4 protein-coding genes are annotated in these 26,880 nt (G+C 42.6%); all 4 read right to left on the bottom strand.

What is annotated here, in order from left to right; genetic code table 11:
- Nucleotides 1-33 precede the first annotated feature (33 nt).
- Nucleotides 34-519 (bottom strand): VOC family protein, encoded by a 486-nt coding sequence (locus tag MTF64_RS19080; RefSeq protein ID WP_248452358.1) that lies wholly within the window; start codon nt 517-519, stop codon nt 34-36.
- A 17-nt stretch (nt 520-536) separates the two neighbouring features.
- Complete coding sequence (locus MTF64_RS19085) at nt 537-11,042, bottom strand: non-ribosomal peptide synthetase (protein ID WP_248452359.1); 10,506 nt, start codon at nt 11,040-11,042, stop codon at nt 537-539.
- The gene (locus MTF64_RS19090) at nt 11,042-22,300 is read right to left on the bottom strand and encodes a non-ribosomal peptide synthetase (RefSeq protein WP_248452361.1); all 11,259 of its coding nucleotides are present in this window, start codon (nt 22,298-22,300) and stop codon (nt 11,042-11,044) included. The genes MTF64_RS19085 and MTF64_RS19090 overlap by 1 nt, the downstream gene beginning before the upstream one ends.
- On the bottom strand, nt 22,290-26,880 hold a 4,591-nt coding region (locus MTF64_RS19095), incomplete at its 5' end, for a non-ribosomal peptide synthetase (RefSeq protein WP_282447051.1). The genes MTF64_RS19090 and MTF64_RS19095, both read right to left, overlap by 11 nt.

Raw genomic sequence — 26,880 nt, forward strand, 5'->3', positions numbered from 1 at the left:
CACTACATTTGTACATTGTGTCATACCCCTTTACTAATACTGGCCAGCTTGTTCTAATTGGCTAAAAAGCGAAGTAATATTGTCTTCATCAAAGTACTTGTTACCACATCGCTCAATAAACTCGTACATCATGCCGCTATTTTCGTCCCGCTTTGTAAAAACCTGTCTTAAACCCGGGCCTTTTATAATGTGGGTTGAAAACTCAATACCTTTATCTAACAGTTCATCATAAACGACCTCAATATCATCAACTGAAAACGCCACATGCTGAACTCCTGGCCCAAAGTTGGACAAAAATTTAGTTATTTGTGAGTTTCTTCCGTCGGAAGCTAAAAGTACAATCGAAAAATCTTGTCCCTCTAGAACCGCTGACTTCATCCCACTATATTCACCGTTTGTTTGCCTTCTTTCTTTAAAAGAATACCCCAGCACCCCTGTATAATAGTCAACGGCTTTATCCAAGTCGTAGACTGCAATTGCAAGGTGATCCACCTTGTCAAATCGACCAAAGCTAAACATAATTTTTCCTATTTATTTTATTTTCGTACACCACTACTGGTGTCGCTCAAAGCAGCAGGCTCTATCACAGCATCTAATATTGAATAGTGATCTCCTATTAGTTCAAGCATTTGTATTTTTTTATTAAAATATTTCTGACATGTATTATTGATATCTATTAAGTGCTTTTGCCAAATGTCGCTATGGCTTCCATAAAACATTCTGCATGAACCACCAAAGCAACCACTTGGCTTGTAATGGGATAGCATTTTCAACTGTCCATTATAAACGCTTTCTACTCTGTCAAAAATGTCATTACTGATTGTTGGCTTAGTCTGAATTTCATCAAAGTTCACTCCGATTGAGCCTGTGGGATCCAAAAGGGTTTCATACAACTCTAAACTGACCTTTATTCCGGACTGTTCCAACCTACATGCAAGTTCAAATCCAACTACTCCACCCATTGAGTGGCCAACAACAAAAACTTCTTGTAAGTCATAAACTAAATAAGTTTGAAGCGTCACTTCTAACACTCGAAGTAACTCGTTGATATCGTCAAATGGAGTTTGGCCCTGCCTCAGCCCTCTGGGTTGAACTCCAAGCACCATGTCGCACCATGAATACTGTTCAGCAAGAACGGAATAAGCCGCTGGAGTCATCCCTGCTCCAGGGATTATTACCGCAAGCTTCTCAACTCGTTTGCTTTTGGTTAGCATCTCTATGAGGGGTTGCCACGGTTGGTTTGAACCACTCTTGATATGTAACTCCATTTTACTGATGGTCCGGTTCTGCATGACATCGGCAACATCTAGCTCAACCCCAATATGCTTATCTATTTGATAAATTAGCTTTAATATGGACAATGAATTACCGCCCAAGGCAAAGAAATCAGAGTTAGCATGTATCCTATCTTCTGACACAGTCAGAATTTCTCTCCAAATACTTGCTAGTCTTTTCTGAAGAGGCGAGCAAAGTTCATTCATTTCACTGACATCTGTAGAATAAAGTGAATACATTGGCAGGGCTTTTTTATCGACCTTGCCATTATGTGTCAGCGGTAGTTGTTCCAAGACCATATACCCCAAAGGACACATGTAGTCTGGTAACACTGATGCTATATGTTCACTCGCCGCTCCTGACAGCGTTTGGCCGTCTCCAAGGCCTGTTAGATACCCCACCAAATAGGGCTCCGCCCCAACTTCATTTACTACCACTACTGTTGCTTGCTCTACCTCAGCAACTTGCGTCAGCTGATATTCTATTTCGCTCAGTTCTATTCGGTGGCCCCGTATCTTGACTTGTTCATCCTTACGCCCCTTGTACTCCAGTTTTCCAGCTGCATTAAATCGCACCAAGTCCCCTGTTCGATACAAGCACCCTTCTCCATATGGATTCGCAACAAACGCCTGAGCTGTCAAGCTCTCGCTATTCCAGTATCCACGGGCCAGTCCAACACCTCCTATACACATTTCCCCAATAGTACTCAATGGCACTAAATTCAATGCATGGTCTAATACATAACACTGACTGTTCACTATTGGTTTGCCTAATGACGCCTGACTATTGTCCTTTGTCAATTGCTCAAACGTTGCAAACACCGTTACTTCTGTTGGTCCATAACCATTTATTACAATATTCTCAGGGTATCTTTCAAAATATACATCTAATATATTTTGCTTAACCTCTTCGCCACCAATCGCTACCTGCGTTAAGTTTTCAAACACTGTAGAGCCTTGGCTGACTAGTTGGTGGAATAGTGCCGTTGGGATAAACGAGAATGAGGTATTGTGCTGCTCACTTAACTTTAACCAACTACCCTCATTTAGCCGTTCCGCTTCCGTCAACATCACTAAGTGCTTGCCGTTAAATAAGGCGTAATACAAATCGATTAAACTGCCGTCAAACACAAGAGTTGCCATGGATAATACTGCTTCTGTTGCCGTAAAATCGACAAAGTCTGGCTGAGTGGCCATATTCACTATCGACTCGTGTTGTATCATCACGCCTTTTGGCTTTCCGGTTGAGCCTGAGGTATACATTACATAAGCCAATGATGATGGCGTGACCTTCACATGCCTTAGGTTAGATGCCTCCTGTCCAGCCAGTAACATCGGCTCATCTAGGCACAACAACTGAACATTTCCCAAGTTTGCTAACCTTGCCGCTAAGTGACGTTGACTCAACACGATATCTACCTTTGTCTCCTCCATCACATACTTGACGCGCTCACTTGGGGTAGTTGGATCGATTGGCACGTACGCTCGCCCTGACTTCATGACTCCCAACATCGCTGCTATTGTCTCTACACTGCGTTCCATACAAATACCCACTACCTTGCTGAATGCAGATAAACGCTGTTCCAACAAGTGGGCGACTTGATTTGCCAACGCATTCAGCTCTGCATACGTCAAGGTTCGTCCGTCACAGGTAATCGCTGGTTGTTCAGTTGCCTTCGCTACCTCTGCTTCAAACACTTCATGCACTAATCTGTAGTGACTCTCTGTTTTTCTATCTCCCGCAACTTGCTCAGTCAGAAACGTTAACTCATCTGCTGACAGCATTCTGATATCCGCTAACAGATGTGGTTGTTCTTGCACCAAAGAGCATAAGGCGTTTTCTAAATGCTGGCTTAATCGGCTTATAGTTGCAGCCTTAAATAGCGCCGTATCGTATGTCCATGCTATCGATATACCTTGATCACCTAACTCAACGGATATATCCAGATCAAATTTGGCAACGTTATTGTTTTCTTCCAATGGAAAGATTCGCCAGCCTTGATGTTCGGCGACATATTTTTCATTGATATTCATCGACAATAAAATTTGAAATAGTGGATTCGCAGCTTCATCCCTCGCAACTTTTAGTTTCTCCACTACAGTTTCAAACGGGACATCCTGATTATCCTGTGCTGCTAAGTTCACTTCTTTAACATGAGCAAAATACTCCGATACAGTATCCGCGCAAGTGTGCGTACGCAGAACCAGGGTATTCACAAAAAAACCTATTAATGGCGATAGCGCGGATTCTCTGCGATTCGCTACAGGTGTGCCAACCACGATGTCATGACTGCAACTGTGTCTTGCCAAAACCAGGCTTAATACACCATGCATCAACATAAATGGTGTCATACCGTGTTGCTTTGCAAACTGGGTCAGTAGCTTTGCCACATTACTCGATAATTGATGACTTACCACATCCCCTTGATGTTGTTTTCGCATTGGGCGTTCATAATCTAACGGTAAGCCATGCAAAGCTGGCGCGTCTGCCAGTTGCGTCTGCCAATAAGACAATTGCTGCGCTAGCACCCCTTCTTCTAGCCACATACGTTGCCAAACAGCGTAATCCACATACTGTAATAGCAATGGCGCTAAACTTACGCGGTCTCCATGAGCCAAGCTGCCATATGCTGCCATAAACTCTTGAGTCAGCACTGACATGGACCAGCCATCAGATGCTATATGATGCATGTTAATAAACAGCACCCCTGCATTTTGATGTTGTCTGATGAACCCGGCTCGTAGCATGACATCTTGGGTTAAATCGAATGGCCGACGGCTCTCTTCAGCCACATATTGCTCAATGGCCGCCGCCTGTTGAGTGTCTGTTAATCCACTGACATCCTGCTTCGCCAGCACAAACTCAACATCAGCACGAATCACCTGACTGACTTCTCCCTGATGCTCCTGAAAAACCGTGCGCAGCACTTCATGACGGGCAATAATATGCTCCAGCGCCTGCGCTGCAATGGCCTCATCAAAGTGCCCTTCTATCCGCAATGCCATCGGCATATTGTATGCGCTACTTCCACCTTGCATTCGGTCTATCACCCATAAGCGCTGCTGGGCATACGATAATGGGTAACTAGCCTGATCTCTGGGAATCGCACATAGCTTCGGTCGCTTCGCCTGCTCAGGCTGCATTGTGACCGACTGTGCCAATTCCTTGATCGTTGACTGCTCGAAGATCGCCCTGACTAACATTTCTACGCCTAACTGATCTCGGATCTCACTGACTAACTTCACCGCCATTAACGAATGACCACCTAAATCAAAGAAGTTTGCTGTCGTACTGATCTTATCCGCCTCAATCTTCAATAACTCTGACCAAATGGCCACCAATACATGCTCAGTCTCCGTCTCTGGCTCATCATACTCACCTTGCAGACTGCTAACATCTGGATCTGGTAAAGCCTTTATGTCAACCTTGCCATTAGGCGACAATGGCCACTCTGTCACCACCATCAGCATACTAGGCATCATGTAATCCGGTAGGTGGCTCGTTACGCTCGACTTCAGTTCTGAGATAAGCGCCCCAAACGCGTCTTGTTCCAGCTCAACACTCGGCTTGATATAGCCAACAAGTTGCTCACTTCCTGCCACCTGCTTCGTCATTACCAAGGCGGAATCAACACTTGACTGCCCTGACAGTTGCGACTCAACTTCTCCTAGTTCAATGCGAAAACCACGAATTTTAACTTGGTTATCTGCACGACCGATGAACTCTAAATTCCCATCCTGTAAGTACCGCACCAAATCTCCAGTGCGATACAAACGCATGGAGCTGTTCGGATCTTCTTTATCGTAATACGGATTCTCAATAAAGCGCTCCGCTGTCAGCTCTGGTCGATTTAAGTAGCCTCGAGCCAGACCAGCCCCACCTATGTAAAGCTCACCAATAGAACCCTTAGGCGTTAAAATTTGACTATTTTGTGCGTTTAAGATATGGGCTTCAGCATAAGGGAGTGTTTGGCCTATACTTACCGGCCCTTTAACAACATCAGCATACGTTGCATTCACCGTGCACTCTGTCGGGCCATAGACATTTCTAGCTAGCACACCTTTATCTTCATACTCACAAAGGGTTTGCCACAGCTCTTTTGATATTGCCTCCCCTCCGATAAGTAAATGTGGCGGGGTAAAGTCTGCACATCCATCTATCCAAAATTGAAGTAAGCTTGGAGTACAATCAAGTAATTCAATATGGTGTGACTCAATATATGCCTGCAATTGAGTCGGCTGTTTTTTTATTTGATCTGGTATCAAGTCAACCTTACGACCTAAAAATAAATAAAGTAGACCTTGCAGTGAGGCATCAAATACGTAATTTGCACACCAACCTACGCATTGGGCATCACTGAACCATGTACTCATCTCAGTCATCAATGCATAAAGACTTGTATGCTCGACCATCACCCCCTTCGGGTTACCCGTCGACCCTGACGTATAAATCACATACGCTAAGTGTGAGGAGCTCAGACCTAATGCAGCCTTATCTAAGTTGCTTATGTCACAATCTGTGTATACCGCCTTGTTATCTAGGTCGATGATTTTGCCGGTGTAATTATTGAGTGTATCCCTCGTCTGTGCATGGCTGACAATTACTCCAAGCTGCGCATCTTCTACCATATACTCCAATCTCGCCTGTGGGTAATTCGGGTCTATTGGCAAATACGCACCTCCCGCTTTGAGGATCCCCAATATACCTATTACCATCTCCAGTGAGCGCTCAACACATAACCCCACTAAGGTCTCAGGCATAACATTTTGTTGCTCTACCAAGTAATGAGCTAATTGGTTGGCCTTCTCATTTAATTGTTTGTAGGTTAGTTGGCTATCTTCAAACACAACCGCGACATTATCCGGATTCTCCCGCGCTTGTTGCTCAAACAACTCATGGACACACTTTTCCTTTGGATAATCCACCTTGGCGTTATTTAACTCTGTAATTAGGTGGTGTTCCTCTTGCGCTGATAACACCGCCAAGCTATGGAGCTTTACATCCTCTTGTGTTACTTCGCTGAGCTCCGTTAGCAGGCGACATAAATGCTCATTCAGTCTCTGGATATTTGCTTCATCAAACACGCTGACATCATACGTCCAATTAACACCTACCCCCTCATCACTGATACTCATGTCTATGTCTAAATCAAACTTCGCTTGTATCGTGTCTGACTGATAAGGAGAAAGCGTGACATCAGATAATGTCATCGTATCTAAGTTACTATCATAGTTCACCCCGTAATCTGTGTTGGTCGTCAACATGATTTGGAATAAAGGCGTATGGGCAACGCTTCTTGGGGTATTTAACCGCTCGACCAATTGCTCAAATGGGACATCTTGATTCGATTGCGCACCTAAGTTTACTTCCCTAATATGGGCAAAATACGCTGATAGACTCTCATATTCAGTGTCTGCACGCAGCACAAGAGTATTTACAAAAAAGCCAATTAATGGCTCAAGCTCTGCTTGCAGTCGATTCGCCACCGGTGTGCCTATAACTATGTCACTCGAATTACTGTGCCTCGATAACAGTAAAGACACCGCGCCATGCAATAACATAAAGGGCGTTAAATAGTGATGTTTTGCAAGAGTCAGCAGCTTTTTACTCACATCAGCCGATAAGCTCCCCCTAACAACCGCACCCAGATGCGATTTGCTCTCAGGTCGTGTATGGCTCAATGGTAAACTGTGGACTGGCGACACCTCATCGAGCTGCTTAGTCCAATAATCCAGCTGCTTATCTAACACCTGTCCTTCTAAATGGGTGCGTTGCCAATGAGCGTAATCCGCGTATTGGATATCAAGCTCAGGTAATGGACTAGGTTGATCTTGACTAAATGCTTCATACAAAGTAAAGAACTCTTTAGCAAGGACCTCCATCGACCAGCCGTCTGAGGCGATGTGATGCATGTTAAAGATCAACACCCCCGCATCCTTCGCAGTGTGTAAATAACTCACGCGCACCATCACGTCAAAAGCTAAATCAAATGGGGTAACAATGTCCGCCTCTACATGTGTTTTGATTTCACTTAATTGTGCTTCCTCTGTGAGATGGGCTAGTTCAATCTCATTAACAGCAAACTCTATATCAGACATTTGGCGAATATGCTGCGTTGCCTCTCCTTGCGATTCTACATAAACCGTTCTGAGTACTTCGTGACGTGCGATGATGTGAGTGAAAACCTCTGTTAACCATGAAAGGTTTAACTGCCCCTGTACTTCAAAGGCCATTGGCATATTGTATTCTGGCGTCCCACCTTGCAATTGGTCAATAAACCATAAGCGCTGCTGGGAAAAAGACACCGCATAACATTCTTTATCTCTTGGGATAATATCCAGTGGCGCTAGCGCTATTCCCCCTTGATGCTGGGTAACAGTTAATGATAAATCAGCTAAAGTTGTCGCATCAAATACTGCCTGAATAGGCAATTCCACTGCAAAGCATTTACGAATGCTTGAGACTAAGCGAATGCTTAGTAATGAATGTCCACCTAAGTCAAAGAAATTCGATGTAGTACTGACCTTATCCACGTCAATGTTCAATAGTTCTGACCAAATTCCGACCAAAGTATGTTCAACCTCAGTCTCTGGTGCAACATAGGACTCGGCTATTAAATTGAAATCTGGTTTTGGCAGGGCTTTTTTATCTATCTTGCCGTTATGTGTCAGTGGCCATTTATCAACAGTAACTATCGCCTGAGGGAGCATGTACAAAGGCAAAACTGATTTTAAGTCTGTAGTAATTTCCTTGTGCAATAAAACTTGTTCAGTAGCGTGCTCTTTGATTAATACAATATAAGCGAAAAGCGTAGGACCTCTATTTTCGCTTTGTTCAGCGACAACTAAGCAGGAGTCTACCACTGCATGAGTCTCTATTCTCTGCTGAATTTCACCTAATTCAACCCTGAACCCTCTAATTTTGCAACAGTCGTCATTTCTTCCTAAATATTCTAGATTACCGCAAACATTCATTCTAACCAGGTCGCCAGTTTTGAATAGCCGCTCGCCTACCACATGAGGGTTTTCAACAAACTTTTCGTGAGTTAATTTTGAATTATTAAAATAGCCACGGGCGACAGAATCGCCTCCGACATATAATTCTCCGACCACGCCTTCTGGCTGAAGCCGTTTTTGTTCATCTAAAATGTAGAGCTGAACATTCGGATACGGCTTGCCTATTAGTGCGGTATTAGGCTGGTAATCAGCTAGCTGGTTAGGTTCATCGATATAATATGTACTGTCGACCGCACACTCAGTTAAACCATAAGAGTTCACTAAAGTTGTACGTTCTTGCAAGACAGCCTGAACTTTTTGATGATCCTGGACATTCCACGCATCCGAGCCAACAATTAAAAAGTTAAGATTTGGAAACCGTCGCTTATTTTGTTCCAGATAATCGCAAAGTAACCTTAATGACGCAGGAACAAACTCACCAATATCGACCTGCTCTCTAGTCATAAGCTCGAATAACTTGGGAGCTTCTAGCTGGATATCCTTGGGACAAATAACAAGCTTTCCGCCAGAGCAAAGCGATCTAACCATGTCACCTATCGACACATCAAAACCAACTTCCGCCAACTGTATGTGAGATCGAACACCGACTTCCAAGTCGAAAACTTCACGCCAGCCTTGATAAAGAGAGACGATTGAGTTGTGCTCAATCATTACGCCTTTGGGTTTACCTGTAGTGCCAGATGTAAATATGCAATAGGCGAGATCACAAGATTCAACAGTGCGATTTAGGGTATAGATTTGGCTAGGTTCAGGAGCCTTTATGATTGAACCTGATTCTAGCTCAATCACACTTCTGCTTTTTAAAAATGAAGCTTTAGATAAGCTACTCTGTGCCAAGACAAAGTTAATATCGGCTTCATCCAATATGGAGGTAATTCGCTCATCCGGTAACGTAGGGTTAATTGGTACGTATACACCACCCGCTTTTAATATTGCCAAAAAGCTAACCGGCATATTAAGACTTCTAGTCAAATATGTGGCAACATAATCTCCCTTGTTTAAACCCGCATCGCGTAGGCTACATGCTAATTTAGTTGCATGAACATCCAGCTCTCGATAGTTCAGATGCGTATCTTCATATACGACCGCAAGCCGCTCTGGATATTGTCTTGCCGCCTTTTCAATTAGCTCATGGAGCAATAAGTTATTTTCTCTATTCTCCCTAATATCTCCTACGCTAAGGAGCCGTTCCATTTCTTGCTCTGAGAATATATTTATAGATTGCAACTGATTGACTTCACCTTCCACTATATGAGTCAATGTATTAGCCAAGTGTGAGCAAAGTCTGTCAATGTAGCTGTGCTCGAATAGTCCGCTATCATAGGCCAAACGAATAGTTATGCCTTTATCTGCAAGGGTAAAATCCAGATCAAGGTCATACTTTGCATATGATACACTTTCTTCAATTTGCTCAAATACAACACTGTCAGAATGGCCGCTGACGACATCATAGTTTGCCTGACCATAGTCCGTCGTCATAGCTACCATAATTTGAAATACTGGGGCATGTAATGGTGTGCGTTCTACTTTAAGCTTCTCAACTATTTGCTCAAATGACACATGTTGATTTGATTGTGCATCAATATTGGTTTGTCGAACATGTTCCAGGTATTCATCCAAGCATTCAAAGTCAGTATTAACTCTCAAAACCAACGTATTGACAAAGAAGCCAATTAGTTCATTCAGTTCACTACTCAACCGATTAGCTACAGGCGTTCCCATCACAATGTCTTTAACACCGCTATGTCTCGAGAGTACCCAAGCAAATGCTGCATGGAGTAGCATGAACGGTGTAAGTCCTTTCTTCATCGCGTAACGTTGCAACTTATTAGCCGTTTCTGCTGGTAACTGCTTATCTATACAAATTTCGATATTTTGAGAGGATCCAGACCTTGGCTTGCTGAGTGGAAGGTTATGTACTACGGGAGTATCATTCAGTTGTGCTTGCCAATAACCCATTTGTTTATCAACCAAGCCTGATTCAATCCATTCCTGTTGCCACTGCGCATAGTCCAAATATTGAGCCTTTAACGGAGGAAATAGTGACGCGACATCACTTCGACTATAGTATGCTGTGACAAACTCCTTTGCTAGGTTTTGCATCGACCATCCATCAGAGGCGATGTGATGCATATTAAATAGCAAAACACCTAAATCCTTGCTTTGTTGGATATAGGTCACCCTTAACATCAAGTCCTTTGCTAAATCAAAAGGCTTAACAGCGTCTGCTTTGAGTCGTTGACGAACAAACTCCTCTTGATCTTGTAAGGCCTTCTGAGATGAGTCCAGTAAAGTGATCTTAAACGATGCATTATCTTTAACTACCTGAATCGACTTGCCGGAATGCTCCAAATATACTGTGCGTAAAATCTCGTGACGTTCAATAATTTGATTTAACACTTGTTCGGCTTTACTTAAGTTAAACCGTCCAACAACATTAAACGCCATCGGTAAATTGTATTCAGGTGAGCTCCCCTGTAGCTTGTCCAAAAACCATAAACGCTTTTGAGCAAACGATAGCTCGCCTTGTTTCATCCCCGTTTTTTTGATTTTGGACATGGTGCTGCCAGCGGAATCGAGATCACTCCTCTTCTCGAGATGCGCAATAATCGCATCTTTATTTTCTTTAATTCTTTCTTTTAAATCGGTGGTTAAAGCGCCAGCCTTAGCTTTAAACTTTAACTTCCCTGATTCGACGTAAAGCAAAACACCTTGCTCGTTGGAAACTTTGAGTATTGACTCCGCAATCACTAAAACTCTCCCTCTTCTACTTCTTTATCTAGCGCCATAGTTTCGATGAGTTTTTGTCTCTTTTCGCTTTCTTGTGCCATGTTAATTTGTTCAGCCATTTCCGCTAAAAACGGGAACTGGAATATGTCGTTAATATTCAGCGTAGCCTGTGTTAAATCAAAACACTCTGACACCAATGTCGCTAGTCGCACGACCAATAATGAGTTTCCTCCAGCTGAGAAAAAGCTGGACTCTCGGTAAATTTGTTCTGGTTCTACATCAAGTAAATTCGCCCATATTTCCTTTAGTTTTATCTCTACATCTGTAGCAGGCTTAGTTTTTGATACTAAGTAAGGTGATACATCGGGTTCTGGAAGAGCATGCTTCTCCACCTTTCCATTAGGAGAAAGTGGCCATTGCACAACTCTAACGAAACACGCTGGTATCATATAGTCTGGCAATGAGTTTTCCAGCCGGCCCTGCAGTGTCTGAACAAGCGATTGATACACAGTGTCATCAAGCTCTGTAGATTCAGGTCTAATGTATGCTATAACTCTATTGGTACCATTCATTTGTTGAGTCACGACTACTGAAGAGTGCACTTCATTTTGCAAATTCAGATAGTTTTCGATTTCACCCAGTTCCACACGGAAACCGCGAATTTTTACCTGCTCATCCTCACGCCCGATAAATACTAAGCTTCCGTTAGCCAACCGTTTGACTAAATCTCCAGTTTTATAGAGCTTTTTGTCATTGCATGCTGCAGCTGTACCTTTAAATGGATTGTCAATAAAACGTTCGTCAGTCAACTCAGGCTGATTAAGGTATCCTCTGGCCAACCCCATGCCACCGACATATAGCTCGCCTACAACACCATTTGGCACAAGACGACGGTGTAGATCCAACACCAATAGCTGGCTATTCGAGATCCCACCACCTATACCAACTTCATCTGTGTTTTTAACTTGCTCTACCGAACAACAAATCGAAACTTCAGTCGGTCCATAGGCATTGAATACTTCCACCCCAGTTTCCAGCCAACTTGCAATATGCGAAGATTCACATTTCTCTCCACCAACAATAATTGTTTGAAGGCCTCTTATTGAGGCTGGAACGATTAACTGCAACATAGATGGAGTCATCATCAGATGAGTCACATCCTGATATATAGCCAATTCTGATTGCATATCTAATGTACTAGACAACCTGATCTTGGCACCACTGGTTAAACTCATCCATATGACCCAAGACGCAGCATCAAAACCAAAGCTAGTCGCCTGATAAAAACAGCTGTTGGCGCATACTGAAAACCTGACGGCATTATCCACTATTGTATTAACCAGACCTTCATGTTCGATCAGAACACCTTTAGGCATGCCAGTTGAACCTGAGGTATAAATAACATAAGCCAATTTCTTAGCATTAAACCCCGAGTTATCACTTTCTAGATCATCTTCCGAATAAACCGCTAAATTATTTTCGTCAACAGAAATATTAAGTGAAGCATCTAATTTAATTTGTACTTTATGGTCAAACTCTAGTGAATTGTGACTGCTTTGATGTGTAAGAACTAATGCTGGTGATGCATCTTTTAACAGGAACGCCAAACGCTCTTGTGGATACAGTGGATCAATCGGCACATAAGCACCTCCAGCTTTGTTAATTGCTAGCAGCCCGATAATCATCTCTATAGAACGATACATGCACACCCCGACAAGTACTTCAGCTCCTACCCTGTGCTGCTCAATTAAATAATGTGCAAGTTGATTAGCTCTGGCATTTAGCTGAGCGTAAGTAATAGACTGTTCCGCGAAGCTAACAGCTATTGAATCAGGGTTTTTAGCGGCCTGTACTTCAAATAGTTCGTGTATACATTTTCCTTTAGGAACAATCACTTCCATGCTATTTGCACTGGACAACAAACTCAGTTGTTCGTGTCCTGGCAAAATGCTTAGTTCAGTGACTTGCTTGTCGCTTTGCTCATCGACAGCAAGTAATAGTTCTCTTAACGCAATATCAATATGTGACCACATTTTTTTGGCATCGAGCGCAGATGAAACAAGCGCGGTTAATCTAAAGCCACCGATCTCTCCCATGTCGTCTACACTAATCGAAAACGGGTAATTGGTGCCATCTTCAGAATCAAATAGAAGAAAATCATCAAACACATAAGCGTCAGATACGACTGGAGCTGAGTGTCTATAGTTAAACAAAGAGTTAAATAACACCTCCCCTTGTTGCAGCCCACTGCAATCTTGTGCAACGGTCAAGGATGCCTGCTCAAATAACAGTAAACTTTGCAGCTTCGAATGCACCTGTTCGATTAACGCTTCTGCCGAATAATGACCTAATGATATGCGAAGAGGTAAGGTATTTATGGTTACCCCTAAGCTACGCTCTGCCCCTTCAATATCTTGTAGCCTGCCAGATAAAACAGTACCAAATACGACATCGTCTTTACCTGAACATTGTCCTGCAACAAGTGCCCAAGCTGTATGAAAGATGGTTGCTGGACTAATTTTTTTAAGTTTAGCCAAAGCACGAATGTTACGTGACAACTCTTCATTCAGGAATTCGCTATTTTCAGTAACATTTACGCCGCTTTGTTTAACGTCACTCAGATCATATAAAATAGTCCCCTCTTCAACATCGCTGAGCTGCTCAGTAAAGTACTCTATTGCATCATTATTTGATGCTTGATGCTGGGCATATGCAACAACATTTCTATATGGCGTTGCATCTGGTAACAATGCCTGTTCGGATTTGAAAAATGCGACCATTTCTTCAAGCAGTATTTCTAACCCAACATGGTCAACTACAAGGTGGTGATGCTCCAACAGTATGTAATATCCAGAAAGTTTTTTGCCTTGGCCAACAATAAGAGTCATTAACGGTGCAGCCGCCAAATCCATACGCTGACTTCTATGTTGCTGAAGCTCTATTACCGCATTTTCTTGTTCATTGGATTGAAGCTCTATGTAGCGCGGCTCAAGTGTACATTGTCGCTGAACAACTTGAACTGGCTGAGTCAAGTTATCCCAATGGAAGACAGTTCGTAATGTGTCATGCCTCTGTATCAAAAACTGCAGTCCAGATAAGAACTTCGTCAAAGCTGCATGGCTTTCAACCTTAAGAGTCAACGACAATATGTAAGGATCTTGCTCCTGATCCAATAAATGGTGGTACAACATACCTTGCTGTAAAGGACCTAATGGATAGATATCTTCTATATTGGATGTTCCACCCTCAACTTTGTTAACAACATTATCAATCTCGTCTTGCGTCATAGATAACAATGGCAACAACTCAGGTGTGATGAGCGATGTTTCTTCCATGATCAAGTTTGCCGCAGCAGTGAACGACTGTGATGGCTCATTCGTTGCGTCATTTACAAGCTCACCTAGTGCGTGAAGTTGAGGAGTGGCCATAACCTGACGAGCAGTCACAGTTAATCCCAATTCTTTCATCTGGGCAATAAACTTCATCACCAACAGAGAGTGCCCTCCCAGTTCAAAGAAGTTGGCATCTGCACTAATTTTTGCTGCGTTCATATCGAGTAACTCAGCCCAAACATTGGCAATCGTGACTTCAATTTCTGAGCTAGGCTGAATGTAACTGTCTTGCCCTAAATTAAGTTGTGGCAGAGGAAGCACCCGTTTATCAACTTTGCCGTTAACAGTCAAAGGCCAAGCTTCAAGCAAAATGAAAGTATTGGGAACCATATACTCAGGTAGTTCAGCCCTAATCTGAACTCTAAGCTGATTGATAAATGATTCTTGCACACTCGCAATAGCAGTGAACTGTTCAGGCTTAACGTAGGCAATTAGCTGTGCACTGCCCGCTAGCTCTTTAGCAATAACAAGTGAAGAGTTGACCTCACCCATTTTGTTTAATTGGTATTCTATTTCTCCAGGCTCTATTCTAAATCCACGGATTTTTAGTTGCTCATCAGAACGCCCGATAAACTCGATATTTCCATCCTGCAAATAGCGTACTAAATCCCCCGTTCTGTATAAACGGCAATCGGCCGCAGACGAACAGTTAAAATAAGGGTTAGCAATAAACTGTTGACCAGTTCGCTCCTCATCATTTAAGTAACCTTTAGCAACGCCTTTACCGCCGATGTATAACTCACCGACCCCACCAAATGGCACTAACTCTTGCTTTTTACCCAAAACCAAAGCCAACATATTGCCGATCGGCTGTCCTATTGGTACCTCATCATTTTCTAAGCTTTCAATGATGAATTCAGTCGCTACATGCGTCTCAGTTGGTCCATAATGATTGACGAGTTGGCACATTGGTAGTTGATTCAATAGTGTCTTGATGCCTGGAGTTAAAACCAGCTTTTCTCCTGCAGAGTAAACCACTTCCAAACACCTAGGTAATGACGCCTCTGCCAACCACTCTGTCGCAAAATAATCCAGTACAACAGGAGGCACAAACAATCGCTCAATTTCCTTTTCAACAATCATAGATGCCAATAAAGACAGGTCCTCTTTTTCAGCTTGAGATATCAGTGCTAGGGTCGAGCCGCTGCTCAACGCAGAAAAGATCTCCTGGACTGAGACATCAAACGTGTATGGAGTAAACTGCAATGTCTTTTTGCCAGAGTTTAGCTCTACCGTATTCAGTAACAAGTTGGTGATTGTACGATGAGTTTGACATACACCTTTTGGCTTGCCAGTTGAACCTGATGTGTATATTACGTACGCCAACTTCGATATCTCACTTGCCGCCCGTTCGGCGACAAGATTAGTAGTGGGGTACGCCACCAACTTGTTCTCTTTTGACGTTAACAAGTCATCTAATAACACTGCCTTACCTGTAAATTTCGGTAAAAACTTTTGACTCGATGATTGCGTCAATACCATAGTTAGTGCGGTATCTTGCAAGATATAGGAAATACGTTCCTCAGGGAGGCTAGAGTCAATTGGTACATATGCAGCACCGGCTTTAAGGATGGCCAATATACCAACAACCATCTCCATGGACCGCTCTGTACACAAACCTATTAACGTATCAGGTGTCACATTCTGACAGGCGAGTATGTAGTGGGCAAGCTGGTTAGCTTTAGTATTAAGCTCGCCGTACGTCATGGTTGAGTCAGCAAACTCCAAAGCCACTTTTTCAGGTGATTCTTGCGCTTGGTTTTCAAACAACTCATGAATCAATACTGCTTCGTTGTTACTGTTTTTAACCGTATCATGCTGACATACAAGTAGCGACGTATCTTCTGGTGACATCATACGAACATGTTTCAGCGGGCTTTGTACATCCTCTGCAAAACTAAGTAGAATTGTCTTAAGCTGTTGAGTTATCGCGAGACGGAATTTAGACGAAATTTTTAACGGGTCAAACTCCATTCTAATTGATAAAACATCGGTAAGATGGGCTAACAAACAAACCGCAAAATTTGTCTCTTCGAACTCATCAACACGGCTGATATCTAGCCCAGCTTGCTCCACCTTCTGTGAAATAAAGTCATCAACAGGAAAATTTTCAAATACTAATAACGTATCAAATAAGTTATCCGAGTGGTCGCTCCATAGTTTAATATCGTTTAGCGGAACATAACTATACTGCTCTCGCTCAACTTGATATTGCTGCAATGATTGAAGCCATTGTTCAAGAGAAAGTGTTGCATCAATATGGATACAAGCAGGAAGTGTATTTATAAATAAACCTACAATTTCATCCACCCCAGCTAGCTCAGGTGGCCTTCCTGACGTTGTTACCCCAATTGTGACATCACTTCTATTGGTGTAACGAGATATAAGTAGTGCCCAAGCAGCTTGAACAATGACATTAACTGTTGTTCGGGCACATTTCGCAAGCTCCACCAAACTAGCTGTTTCTGCTACACTAAATGAAATAAGCTCGCGCTGAATTAGCTCCTCATCTGCAGCATCTGACCAATCAGCCAATGGAAACTCTGTCGGACTTTCTTGCTTCGCCAACTGTGCTTGCCAGAACGATTTTGCCTCTGTTTGATCTTGTTTAGATAACCACTCGATGTAACTACGATACTCTATCGCGGGAGCTAATTTAGAGACTCCATCCTGCTTTAACACTCGATAAGCTTCGGTGATTTCATTAAATACAACAGGTGTTGACCAACCATCTATCAAAGCATGATGATGAGACCAGATAACTCTGTGGCGGCCATTACCGAGATCAATTAAATGCATGCGCATTAAAGGCGCTACCTCTATATCAAAGCCAGTTTGTTTATCTGCTACACGCATTGATTCGATAACATTAAGCTGCTCTGACTCACCCATATGTGTCAGCGAAACCTCATGCCAAGGCATTTTAGCATCTGAATTAACGAGCTGATGAGCATTCCCTTCATCTATACCAACAAACGAAGTTCTGAAAATGCTTTGTCGCTTTAGAACTTGCTCCCAAGCTTGTTTGAAAGTATCAACATCTAGTTCTATGCAGTCAAAAACTGATTGATTGACATATGCTCCACTTTCCAGAGCCGAGTGAAATAACAACCCTTGCTGCATACCTGTAGCGGGGTAGATGTCTTCTACATTCTTACCTTTCACCCAGCTGTCCAACTGGCTCTGGCTCAATGTCGCAAGAGGAAAGTCTGATGGAGTATAACGAGTATGCTTAATTGATCGACAATGCTCAACTATTGAACTAAGTGCCTGAATATAGTGCTCTAGAAGAGCGTTCATTTGTTCTTTGCAATATAGGCTGCAGTCAAATGTTAGTGAAAAGCTGAGACTACCATTTAATACCAGCCCATCTAACGATAAAGTGTGATCCATCTTGCGGTTGGCACTAACTGTATCGCCCATGCTCTCTTCAGCTAACTTAAACTTGCTGTCTTGGCTAAAGCTTTGATCTAACTGCCCCAAATAGTTGAATGCTAATAAGGCACTATCCCCCTCAGCTACCAACTTATCCTTCGCAATATATTTAGCTATACCGTAACCTAGCCCATTGTTAGGGATATGTCGATATTGTTCTTTCACTGCTGGCAATAATTGCGATAGATCTTCAGGCTGTTCACATTCAAGTACAAGTGGGTAAATACTGGTGAACCAGCCTAGGGTTTGACTTAAATCCAGTTGCTCTGCGTTTTCATTACGGCCATGACTTTCTAGGTCTATTTTGATGCTGCGGTGACCACCAAAGCGATTGAAACCAAGCAGCAATCCCGAAAGGAGTAGCTCGTTAATTTTTGTACGGTAGGTGTTGTTGCTCTGTTGCAACAAAGCACTTGTCTCAGCTTTAGACATAGACAATGACACCTTAGAACGTCCCGGTATTGCACTGCTATCTTTTATTTTTGCTATGGTTGGCACATCAACTTCAGCCTGACGTCGCCAAAACTCAAGCTCTTGTGAAAAGGTATCACTCTGGCTATAGGCTTCTAAGTACTCCCCCCACTTCTGAATTGAAGAAGATTTGGCGGAGAGTTGTAACTTCTCTTGGTCTAAAAGTTGGCTATATACCTGCTCCAGATCATCTACCAACACACGCCAAGAAACGCCATCAATAACCAAGTGATGTGCAATAAGTAATAACCTTTGCGTTTGTGTTTTCGAACAATTAATCAAAACAGCCTTAAAAACATGGCCACTGTTAATATCTAAACTTTGTTGATACTGGTTAACTGCCGAGATGTATTCTTCACTTGCAAAGCCTGCAACACTTATTTCAACACAACTTGCTTTTATTAGAGCTTGGGTTAATGGTGTGAATGATGCTTTCCAATCGTTCCCTGATTTATTAAACGCTAACCTCAATCCGTCGTGGCGAGTAAAAATAGGCACCAAAATATCGTTAAGTTGCGCTAAGCTTAATTGGTTTGGCGGTGTTAACAACAGTGACTGGTTGTAATGATTGAATTCACTCTCATCGGTAAAGAACTCCCTCTGAATAGGAGTCATTGGGCAATCACCTGCCGCCGCTTCTTGCGGCACCTGATTCGCGTTGTTACAAGAAGCTTTCAGCGTCAACTCCCTGATGGTTTGCGCCTCAAATAGATCTTTAACCGTAAAATAAAGTCCGGCTTTAGCCGCCTTCGATACTACTTGAATCGCTAAAATGGAATCTCCACCCAGTTCAAAAAAGTTTGCGTTGGTGCTAACTTGAGAAACTTCCAGTTTCAATAAGGATGACCATATTTCTTGCAAATATAGCTCTTCACTGGAACGCGCAACACTGTCATTGAATAGTTGAACAGGAGCTATGTCTTGTAACTTTTTCTTGTCTACTTTCCCGTTAAGTGTAAGCGGCCAACTCTGAACCAAGCTGTATTGGTTTGGTAACATATAATCTGGCAACGTTTTACTAAGACGGGATTTGATGTCTTGCACATAAGAAACGTCATCAAGAGCATTATCTTCATTGGGCTGCACATAAGCATGAATGTAAATTTTACCAGCTTCATTTCGAGTTAATGTAACTATGGCTGCCGCAATAGTTGTGACACTTGCTAAGGCTGACTCGATTTCACCAATTTCTATCCGAAAGCCACGTAATTTAATCTGCTCATCAATACGGCCAACATAAGTCAACTCACCGTTTTCAGCTAAACGAACCAAGTCTCCTGTACGATATATTGTGTTGTCAGAAAAACCTTCTAAAGGGTCGCTGATAAACCTTTCTTGAGTTAAAAAAGTGTCATTGATATAACCATTAGACAAGTAGCCGCCAATACACAGCTCACCAACAGAGCCGAACGGGACAAGCTCCAACCTGTCAGATACAACACGAGGATACCTTCCTGGCAAACACTTACCTATGGTAATCTTTTTATCTTCACTAGGCTGAATCAAACTCAGGCTCGTTGTTACAACAGCTTCAGTAGGACCATAGGCATTAAACAATTTTGCTCGCTGTGTCAGCCCTGATTCCTGCCATAACTCAAGTAATTCAGTTGGAAAAGCTTCACCTCCGACAATGACAGTTCGAAGGCTCGTTTCCCCCCAACGCCCTTGCCAATCCACTTCAGATAAAGCCTGTAAAAAATATTGTGGGGACACGTCTAAAATGGTCACGGCTTGATGCTTCAAATACTTGAAAAAGCTTTCAAATGACCAGATATCTTGTTCACTTAGGTGAAGAGTAGCCCCTTGATATAGAGCGTTAAACGTTTGCTCTACAAAGGTATCGAAACTAATTGACGCCATTTGCAACACAACGTCTTGTGCGTTAACCCCCAACTGACTGTTGGCCGAAAGAAGATGGTTATTGATGACCTGATATGAGACTTCAACGCCTTTTGGCAATCCGGTAGAACCTGACGTAAAAATCACATAAGCGGCACGAGTATTATCCAATATCAAGTCTACTCGTTTATCATCACCAATCTTGGTTGCGTCAGCATACGTTAAAAATTCGACATCATTTGTAAATGGCTTCTGGTCAGACAATGCAAACTTGGTCTGACTTTGTTCTAACATGGTGCTCAGGCGATTTTCAGGATAACTTGGGTCCAAGGGTAAAAAGCAATGGCCAGCTTTAAGAATGCCGACTAACCCAACAACTAAATCCACTGTTCTAGCCATGTATAAGCCGATAGTTTGTGACTCTGAGCCAGCTTGGCTAATCAAGTAATTTGCTATCTGGTTTGACTTTCTATCCAATTCTTCATAGCTAATGCTCTGGCCCGCTACACTAACTGCTGGCTTTTCTGCTACATATTTTGCGTTGTTCTCTAGCGCTGAAAGTAACATAACTTCTGGCGCATTACATACGGTATCTGACAACCGTCGCCAGGTACTCCTTTCTTGAGCATTTTCGGAAAATAACTTGCCTACAGTGCTTGCTGGGTTTTCACACACTTGCTCACACAGCATAATAAATGCATCACGATAACGTTCAACCGTCTCGCGTTTGAATAACTCAGCATCATATTCGAAGCTTAAATCGTAGCTTTCATCACTACTGGAAACGCTCAGCGTCAAATCAAATTTTGCAAACGCCGCCTCACTTGTGAGCATCTGCATCGCTAAATCATCAAAATCATCGCCTTGTCGCGTATTTGTATCCATTGACAACATGACTTGAAATAATGGTGTAATGGCAGGATCTCGTTTTGGGTTAAGCGCTTCAACAACAAGTTCAAATGGCATAGCTTGATGTTGTTGTGCCTCCACGTTCACTTGCTTTACTTGTTCTAAGTAATCTACAAAAGAATGTTCTTGCTCTAGCTGTGTTCTTAACACCAAAGAGTTAGTAAAAAATCCGACACAGTTCTCAAGCAACGGATTGTTTCTGTTGGCTACAGGCATCCCTATCACTACATCAGATGTTTGTGCATAACGGCCTAGCAACAGAGAAAATAAGCTATGCATGAGCATAAACTCAGAAACACGGTGATTTCTTTGAATGTCTCTAAGCTTGTTTGATACGGGCTTGCTAATAGCTCCTCTCACTTCTGCACCAATTCCGTTGCGTACAGATTTTCTGGCGAAGTCAGTCGGTAATTGGTGGACTAAAGGTAAGTCAGCTAATTTTTCACTCCAGTAAGCTTTCATACCTTTAATTTTATCTTCACTTAACTCTTTTCGTTGCCATAGCGCATAGTCCAGGTACTGAATGTTACTTTCTGGTAACTGCGCATCCACGCCTTGTGCTAATTGATGATAAAGCTCTGAGAATTCACTCACCAATATTGACCAGCACCCACCGTCAGCAGCTATGTGGTGCATATTTAACAGTAAGGCACTTTTGTTTTCCGTAATATTGACGTACGTTGCACGCAACATGAGATCATTAGTTAGATCAAATGGTTTAGTATTTTCTGCAACAACCAAGGCTTCAAGTTGCTTTTCTTGAGACTCAGAGCCAAACGTATCTAAACTTACATTGTTTAGTTTGAACTCAGTACCTTGGTTGATCACCTGACGACTACCTTCAGGCGTATCCATGTATGTAGTTCGCAGAATCTCATGACGTTGCACAATCTTTTGCAACGCTTTTTCTGCTGCCTGTGTATCAAAATGTCCCTCGATACTAAGCGCCATTGGTAAGTTGTATTCGGGGCTTTGTCCTTCCAGCCGGTCAATGAACCACAAACGCTGCTGGGCAAATGAAAGAGGATAAGACTCTTGATCTCGGCTTATCGGCTCAAGCTTCAATTCTTCATCCGACTTAAGCCAGTTTATAAGGCTTTCTTTGTATTCCTTTATATTTCCTAAAACTTCAGGCTCAATTTTAGTATCACTAAAAACCTTCAATTTATCTTCAATAAGCTTAAAGCTAATTCCCTGCTGGGTGCAGAAAACTAATAGTTCATTAAAGTTCATATTCGAATTCATTCCCTTTTTGTTCTTGATGTAGAGCGGCCTTTAATTTTTGTTCTTGTTGTTTGTTGGCAATTAGCTCCGCTAATATTGCAAGGTCATTACTCTGTAATACTTCACCAACATCCAGCTCTACATTTAGCCGTGCAGCTATTAGTGAAACCATTTTTATCGCTAACAACGAGTGTCCGCCAATTTCGAAAAAGTTAGCTAACACGCTGATACTATCTTTATTTTGTTCCAACAATTCCGCCCAGATTGCAACTAACACCTGTTCCTGCTCACTTACTGCTGCCTGATAACTCACCTTGAAGTCACTGAAATCAATTTCCGGTAAAGCTTGTTTGTCGATTTTCCCTGAATTATTCAATGGCATAACAGACAAGCGCTTCACTACCGACGGAACCATGTACGCAGGTAACGTTTCTTTTAACTGCTTCCGTAATAACGTATTGACCTGCGCATCTGTGGGTTCAACAAAGACATCCGCACCGCAGCACACATAGGCAACGATTCTTTTCTCGCCCGATTCACTTGTTTCCACCAACGTAATGGCTTCTTTGACCTCATCAATCTCAAGCAACTTACTGGTGATCTCACTCAGCTCTATTCGATAACCACGGATTTTGACCTGATTGTCATCCCTGCCGACAAACACTATGTCCTTATCTGCATTGACATACGCTTTGTCTCCGGTGCGATATAAGCGGTTCCCAGGTATAGGTAAGGAAGTCACGTCTATGAACTTTTCTTGAGTCAGGGGCTCATTATTCAGATAACCGCGAGCTAAAGCTCGGCCTGCAATAAACAACTCACCCCTTACTCCAGACGGCACTGGGTTTAAGGATGGATCCAACACATACAATGCAGCACCAGACACTGCTCGACCTATTGTAATAGGTTGATTAGCACTTAGAACCTTGCGTGAAACCATCACAGATGCTTCGCTTGGCCCGTATAAATTGACAAGTTTGCAATGTTGACTCCAATAAGCTACCGCTTCTTTTGTTGGTGATTCACCACCAAACGTAATGACCTTCACACTCTCTAATGGAGATTTTGCCATGCTGTTAAATACTGCAGCTGGCATCGCTAAATGAGTCAATTGATGTTCGTCAACGTAACTAGAAAATTGACTATCAATTGTCACCATGTGAACATTTGCACCACCACATAGACCATAAAATAAGTGGAATGGTCCTGCATCAAATGACAAGGAAGCGCATTGAAGGGTTTTGCTAGATTGATTAATTTTTAGAAAATTAATGTGTTCCATTATCGTCTCAACATAGCTTCCTCGCTCAATCATTACCCCTTTAGGTTCGCCAGTTGAGCCTGATGTGAACACCACATACATTAGGTTATTTGCCGAAACTTCAACGTCCGGAGTTAACGATGGCAAAGAGCCAAACAAAGCCTCAAACCAATTGTCGTCCATCAGCAACATGGTGAGCTCCATGTCAAAAGAAAGAACAGACATAAACTCCTGTTCAGTCAATACTATAGTGGCAGCTGCCTGCTCAAGGATCTGCTCTATGCGCTCAGACGGAGTATTTGGTTCAATATAAACGTAGGCACCTCCAGCTTTGAGTACACCTAGCATGGCAACAGCTGAGTTGATGCTACGCTCCATGCATATTGCAACTATGGTTTCCGCCTTAACACCTTTATCTATCAAACCGTGAGCCAGTTGGTTAGATTTAGTGTTCAGCTCACCGTAGCTAATTTTATCGCATTGCATGGTAATAGCTGTTCTTTCTGAGTGAGATTTAGCTTGACGTTCAAATAGCTGCTCTACCCCTCTAATTTCACCAATATCGAGAGTGCGCGCCAGGTTTTCTGCGTAGTAGCTGGCTTGTTGCTGCTCAGTCAATAAGCTCACCTTCGCGAGTGTTTGTTGAGGTTGTAACATCACCTGCTCGAGCAAATAGACAAAACAATCCGCCATGTCGACAATAGTATTGTGATTAAAAAGCGCACTACTGAATGTGAAATTAACCGCGTATTGTTGGCCCTGCTTCACTAGCGATAGCACTAAATCCAAGTGGCTTTGTCGACTGGTATTCTCCAACCTTAATAGCGATAGATTTTGCTCCACAAAATTGAACTCTGTAGTCGACTCAGTATTATTCATATTCATTTCTATTTGAAACACTGGTGAATATGCACTATTGCGCTCGGGCGCTATCAACTCAACAAGTTGCTCAAATGGAAGTAACTGGTTCGACTGCACTGCAACATTGGTTTGTTTCACCGAGTCGAGCAATGTTAAAAAGCTTTGTTGCTGTTCAACCTTTACCCTTAGTGGTAAAGAGTTAACAAAAAAGCCTATTAATCCAGATAGCTCGTTTTGCACTCGGTTTGCCAATGGAGTACCAATGATAATGTCATCACAATCACTCAACTTCGCCAGCAACAACGTAAAGACGCTGTGAAACAGCATAAAATCTGTCACTTCATACTGCGCCATCATTTCATTCGCTTTTTGGCTCAGCTCCTCAGAAATCAATTTTGTATGTAGGCCAGCTTCAAAATCAGGCATGGATGGACGTTCAAAATCCAATGGCAAGTGATGGATTTCGGGCGCCCCTTCTAGATTGCTGGACCAGAATTCTTTTTGTTCATTTATTACAGCGATCAACTCTTCTGAGTGTTGCCACTTTGCATAGTCGTGGTACTGAAGTGGAAGTGGTTCCAAATCAGCAGCTTTCTGGTTGATTGTTGCTTCATAAAAGGAACTGAACTCATCAATCAGAATGTTCATTGACCAACCATCTGTTGCAATGTGGTGAACATTAACAATTAATGCTAAGTCACCACTTGGCCCTAGTTTAGCGATGGCCGCTTTCAACATTAGATCACGGGTGAAAACAAATTCCCGATGGCCAAACTCTTGAGTAAACGCGCTGATAGCTTCGTCGCCCATTGACAGATACGCATCAGACAAGTCTACTTGTTCAAAATTAAACTTCCAGTCATTAACTACACGCTGAACGGGCTCACCATTTTCGAGCACCAAGACGGAGCGCAATACATGGTGACGCTCTATGATTTGATTAAACGCCTGCTCCGCAGCGTTAATATCAAAAGTGCCTGTGATCTTATGAGCCATTACGATATTATATTGCGTCGCGGATTCATTTAACTGGGAAGCTAACCACAACCGCTTCTGACTGAATGAAAGTGGTGCAGTTTGTTCGCTTTCTCCCGACAAAATAGGAGGCAGTGCATGTTGTACAGTATTCTTTTTGCCCAACGCCAAGCCTGTCATCTTTTCTAACTCCAGCGCTGAAAAAATGTCGCTGACTGCAACTTCAACCTCAAACTGTTCACGTATTTTCGCAGCCAAGGTCACAAAATGCAGTGAGTTAGCACCCAAATTTAAAAAGCTATCCTTCAAACCAATATTTGCAACATCTAGTTTAAGGATCTCAGCCCAAATACAGGCAAGCTTCTGTTGGGCTCTAGAGCTTGGTAAAATGTGCTCTACGCCCGATTTTAACAACTGCTTTTGTGAGGTTCGAAGCCTTATTTTATCTACTTTGCCATTGGCTGATAGCGGAAGCTCTGACACCACAAAAAACAAATCCGGGAGCATATATTCCGGTAAGCGCTCCTTTATTGAATCAGTTAATTGCAAAACAACGTCTTCTTCTATCTCAGCTGTACTTAGAACTAGATACGCCTCCAGTTTTGCTTCACCACCGTTTTTGCTCACAACCACCGCTGTACTTTTAACAAAGTCTAAGCTATTGATCGCCGCTTCAACTTCTTCTAATTCAATTCTGTAACCACGAAGTTTAATTTGACTGTCGGTTCGACCAACATATTCAATCAGGTTTTGCGCGTTGAGTTTAACTAAATCACCTGTGCGGTAATAACGACGCCCATCAGACTCTGCAAAAATAAATTTGTCCGCCGTATTCTGAGCCTGATTTAAATAGCCTTTTGCTAGCTGCTTACCACCAATCAGCAGTTCACCGATCGCTCCGTGACAACATGGTGCATTTAAACTATCAACAATTTTCCCTGTCACGTTGCTCAACGGTAAACCAATTGGCGCGTCATAGACATCGCCTTTTATCTCACAAAATGTAGCAAAAACTGTTGTTTCCGTAGGGCCATAAACATGCACTAAACGGCTTTGCGGATTACTCTTTTTAAATTGATTGATCGCGTATAGATCTGCCTGTTCTCCACCAAACAGTACCTGAACAATATTGGCTGGCCATATTTGTCCCAGCGTCGAAACTCGGTTAAACAACGCTGTTGTGACAAAGCAAATTACAGATTGGAAGTCGCGACATGTAACATTCCACTGGCTGAAATCTAATCTGTCAAAATCAGAGACAATCAGTAAAGCTTTGCCTTGTGTTAATGAAGCAAATATATCAAAGACACTGGCATCAAAAGCAAAAGTCGACAGCGATAAAATCGCATCACACTTGTTCCAGTTGACTAATTTTTCCTGTATCACTAGGTTAGTTACACAATGATGGGAGATCTTCACCCCTTTAGGGCGTCCAGTGGATCCCGAGGTATACATCACATAGGCGAGTGATTCCGCAGTCCCAAGCGGTTGC

The sequence above is a fragment of the Pseudoalteromonas sp. 2CM41L genome (assembly GCF_023161905.1).
In the GTDB taxonomy this organism is placed as follows: domain Bacteria; phylum Pseudomonadota; class Gammaproteobacteria; order Enterobacterales; family Alteromonadaceae; genus Pseudoalteromonas; species Pseudoalteromonas atlantica.

Coding starts and splice junctions, on each gene's coding strand:
- MTF64_RS19080 (WP_248452358.1), bottom strand. CDS start 519: ATGTTTAGCTTTGGTCGATTTGACAAGGTGGATCACCTTGCAATTGCA.
- MTF64_RS19090 (WP_248452361.1), bottom strand. CDS start 22,300: ATGAACTTTAATGAACTATTAGTTTTCTGCACCCAGCAGGGAATTAGC.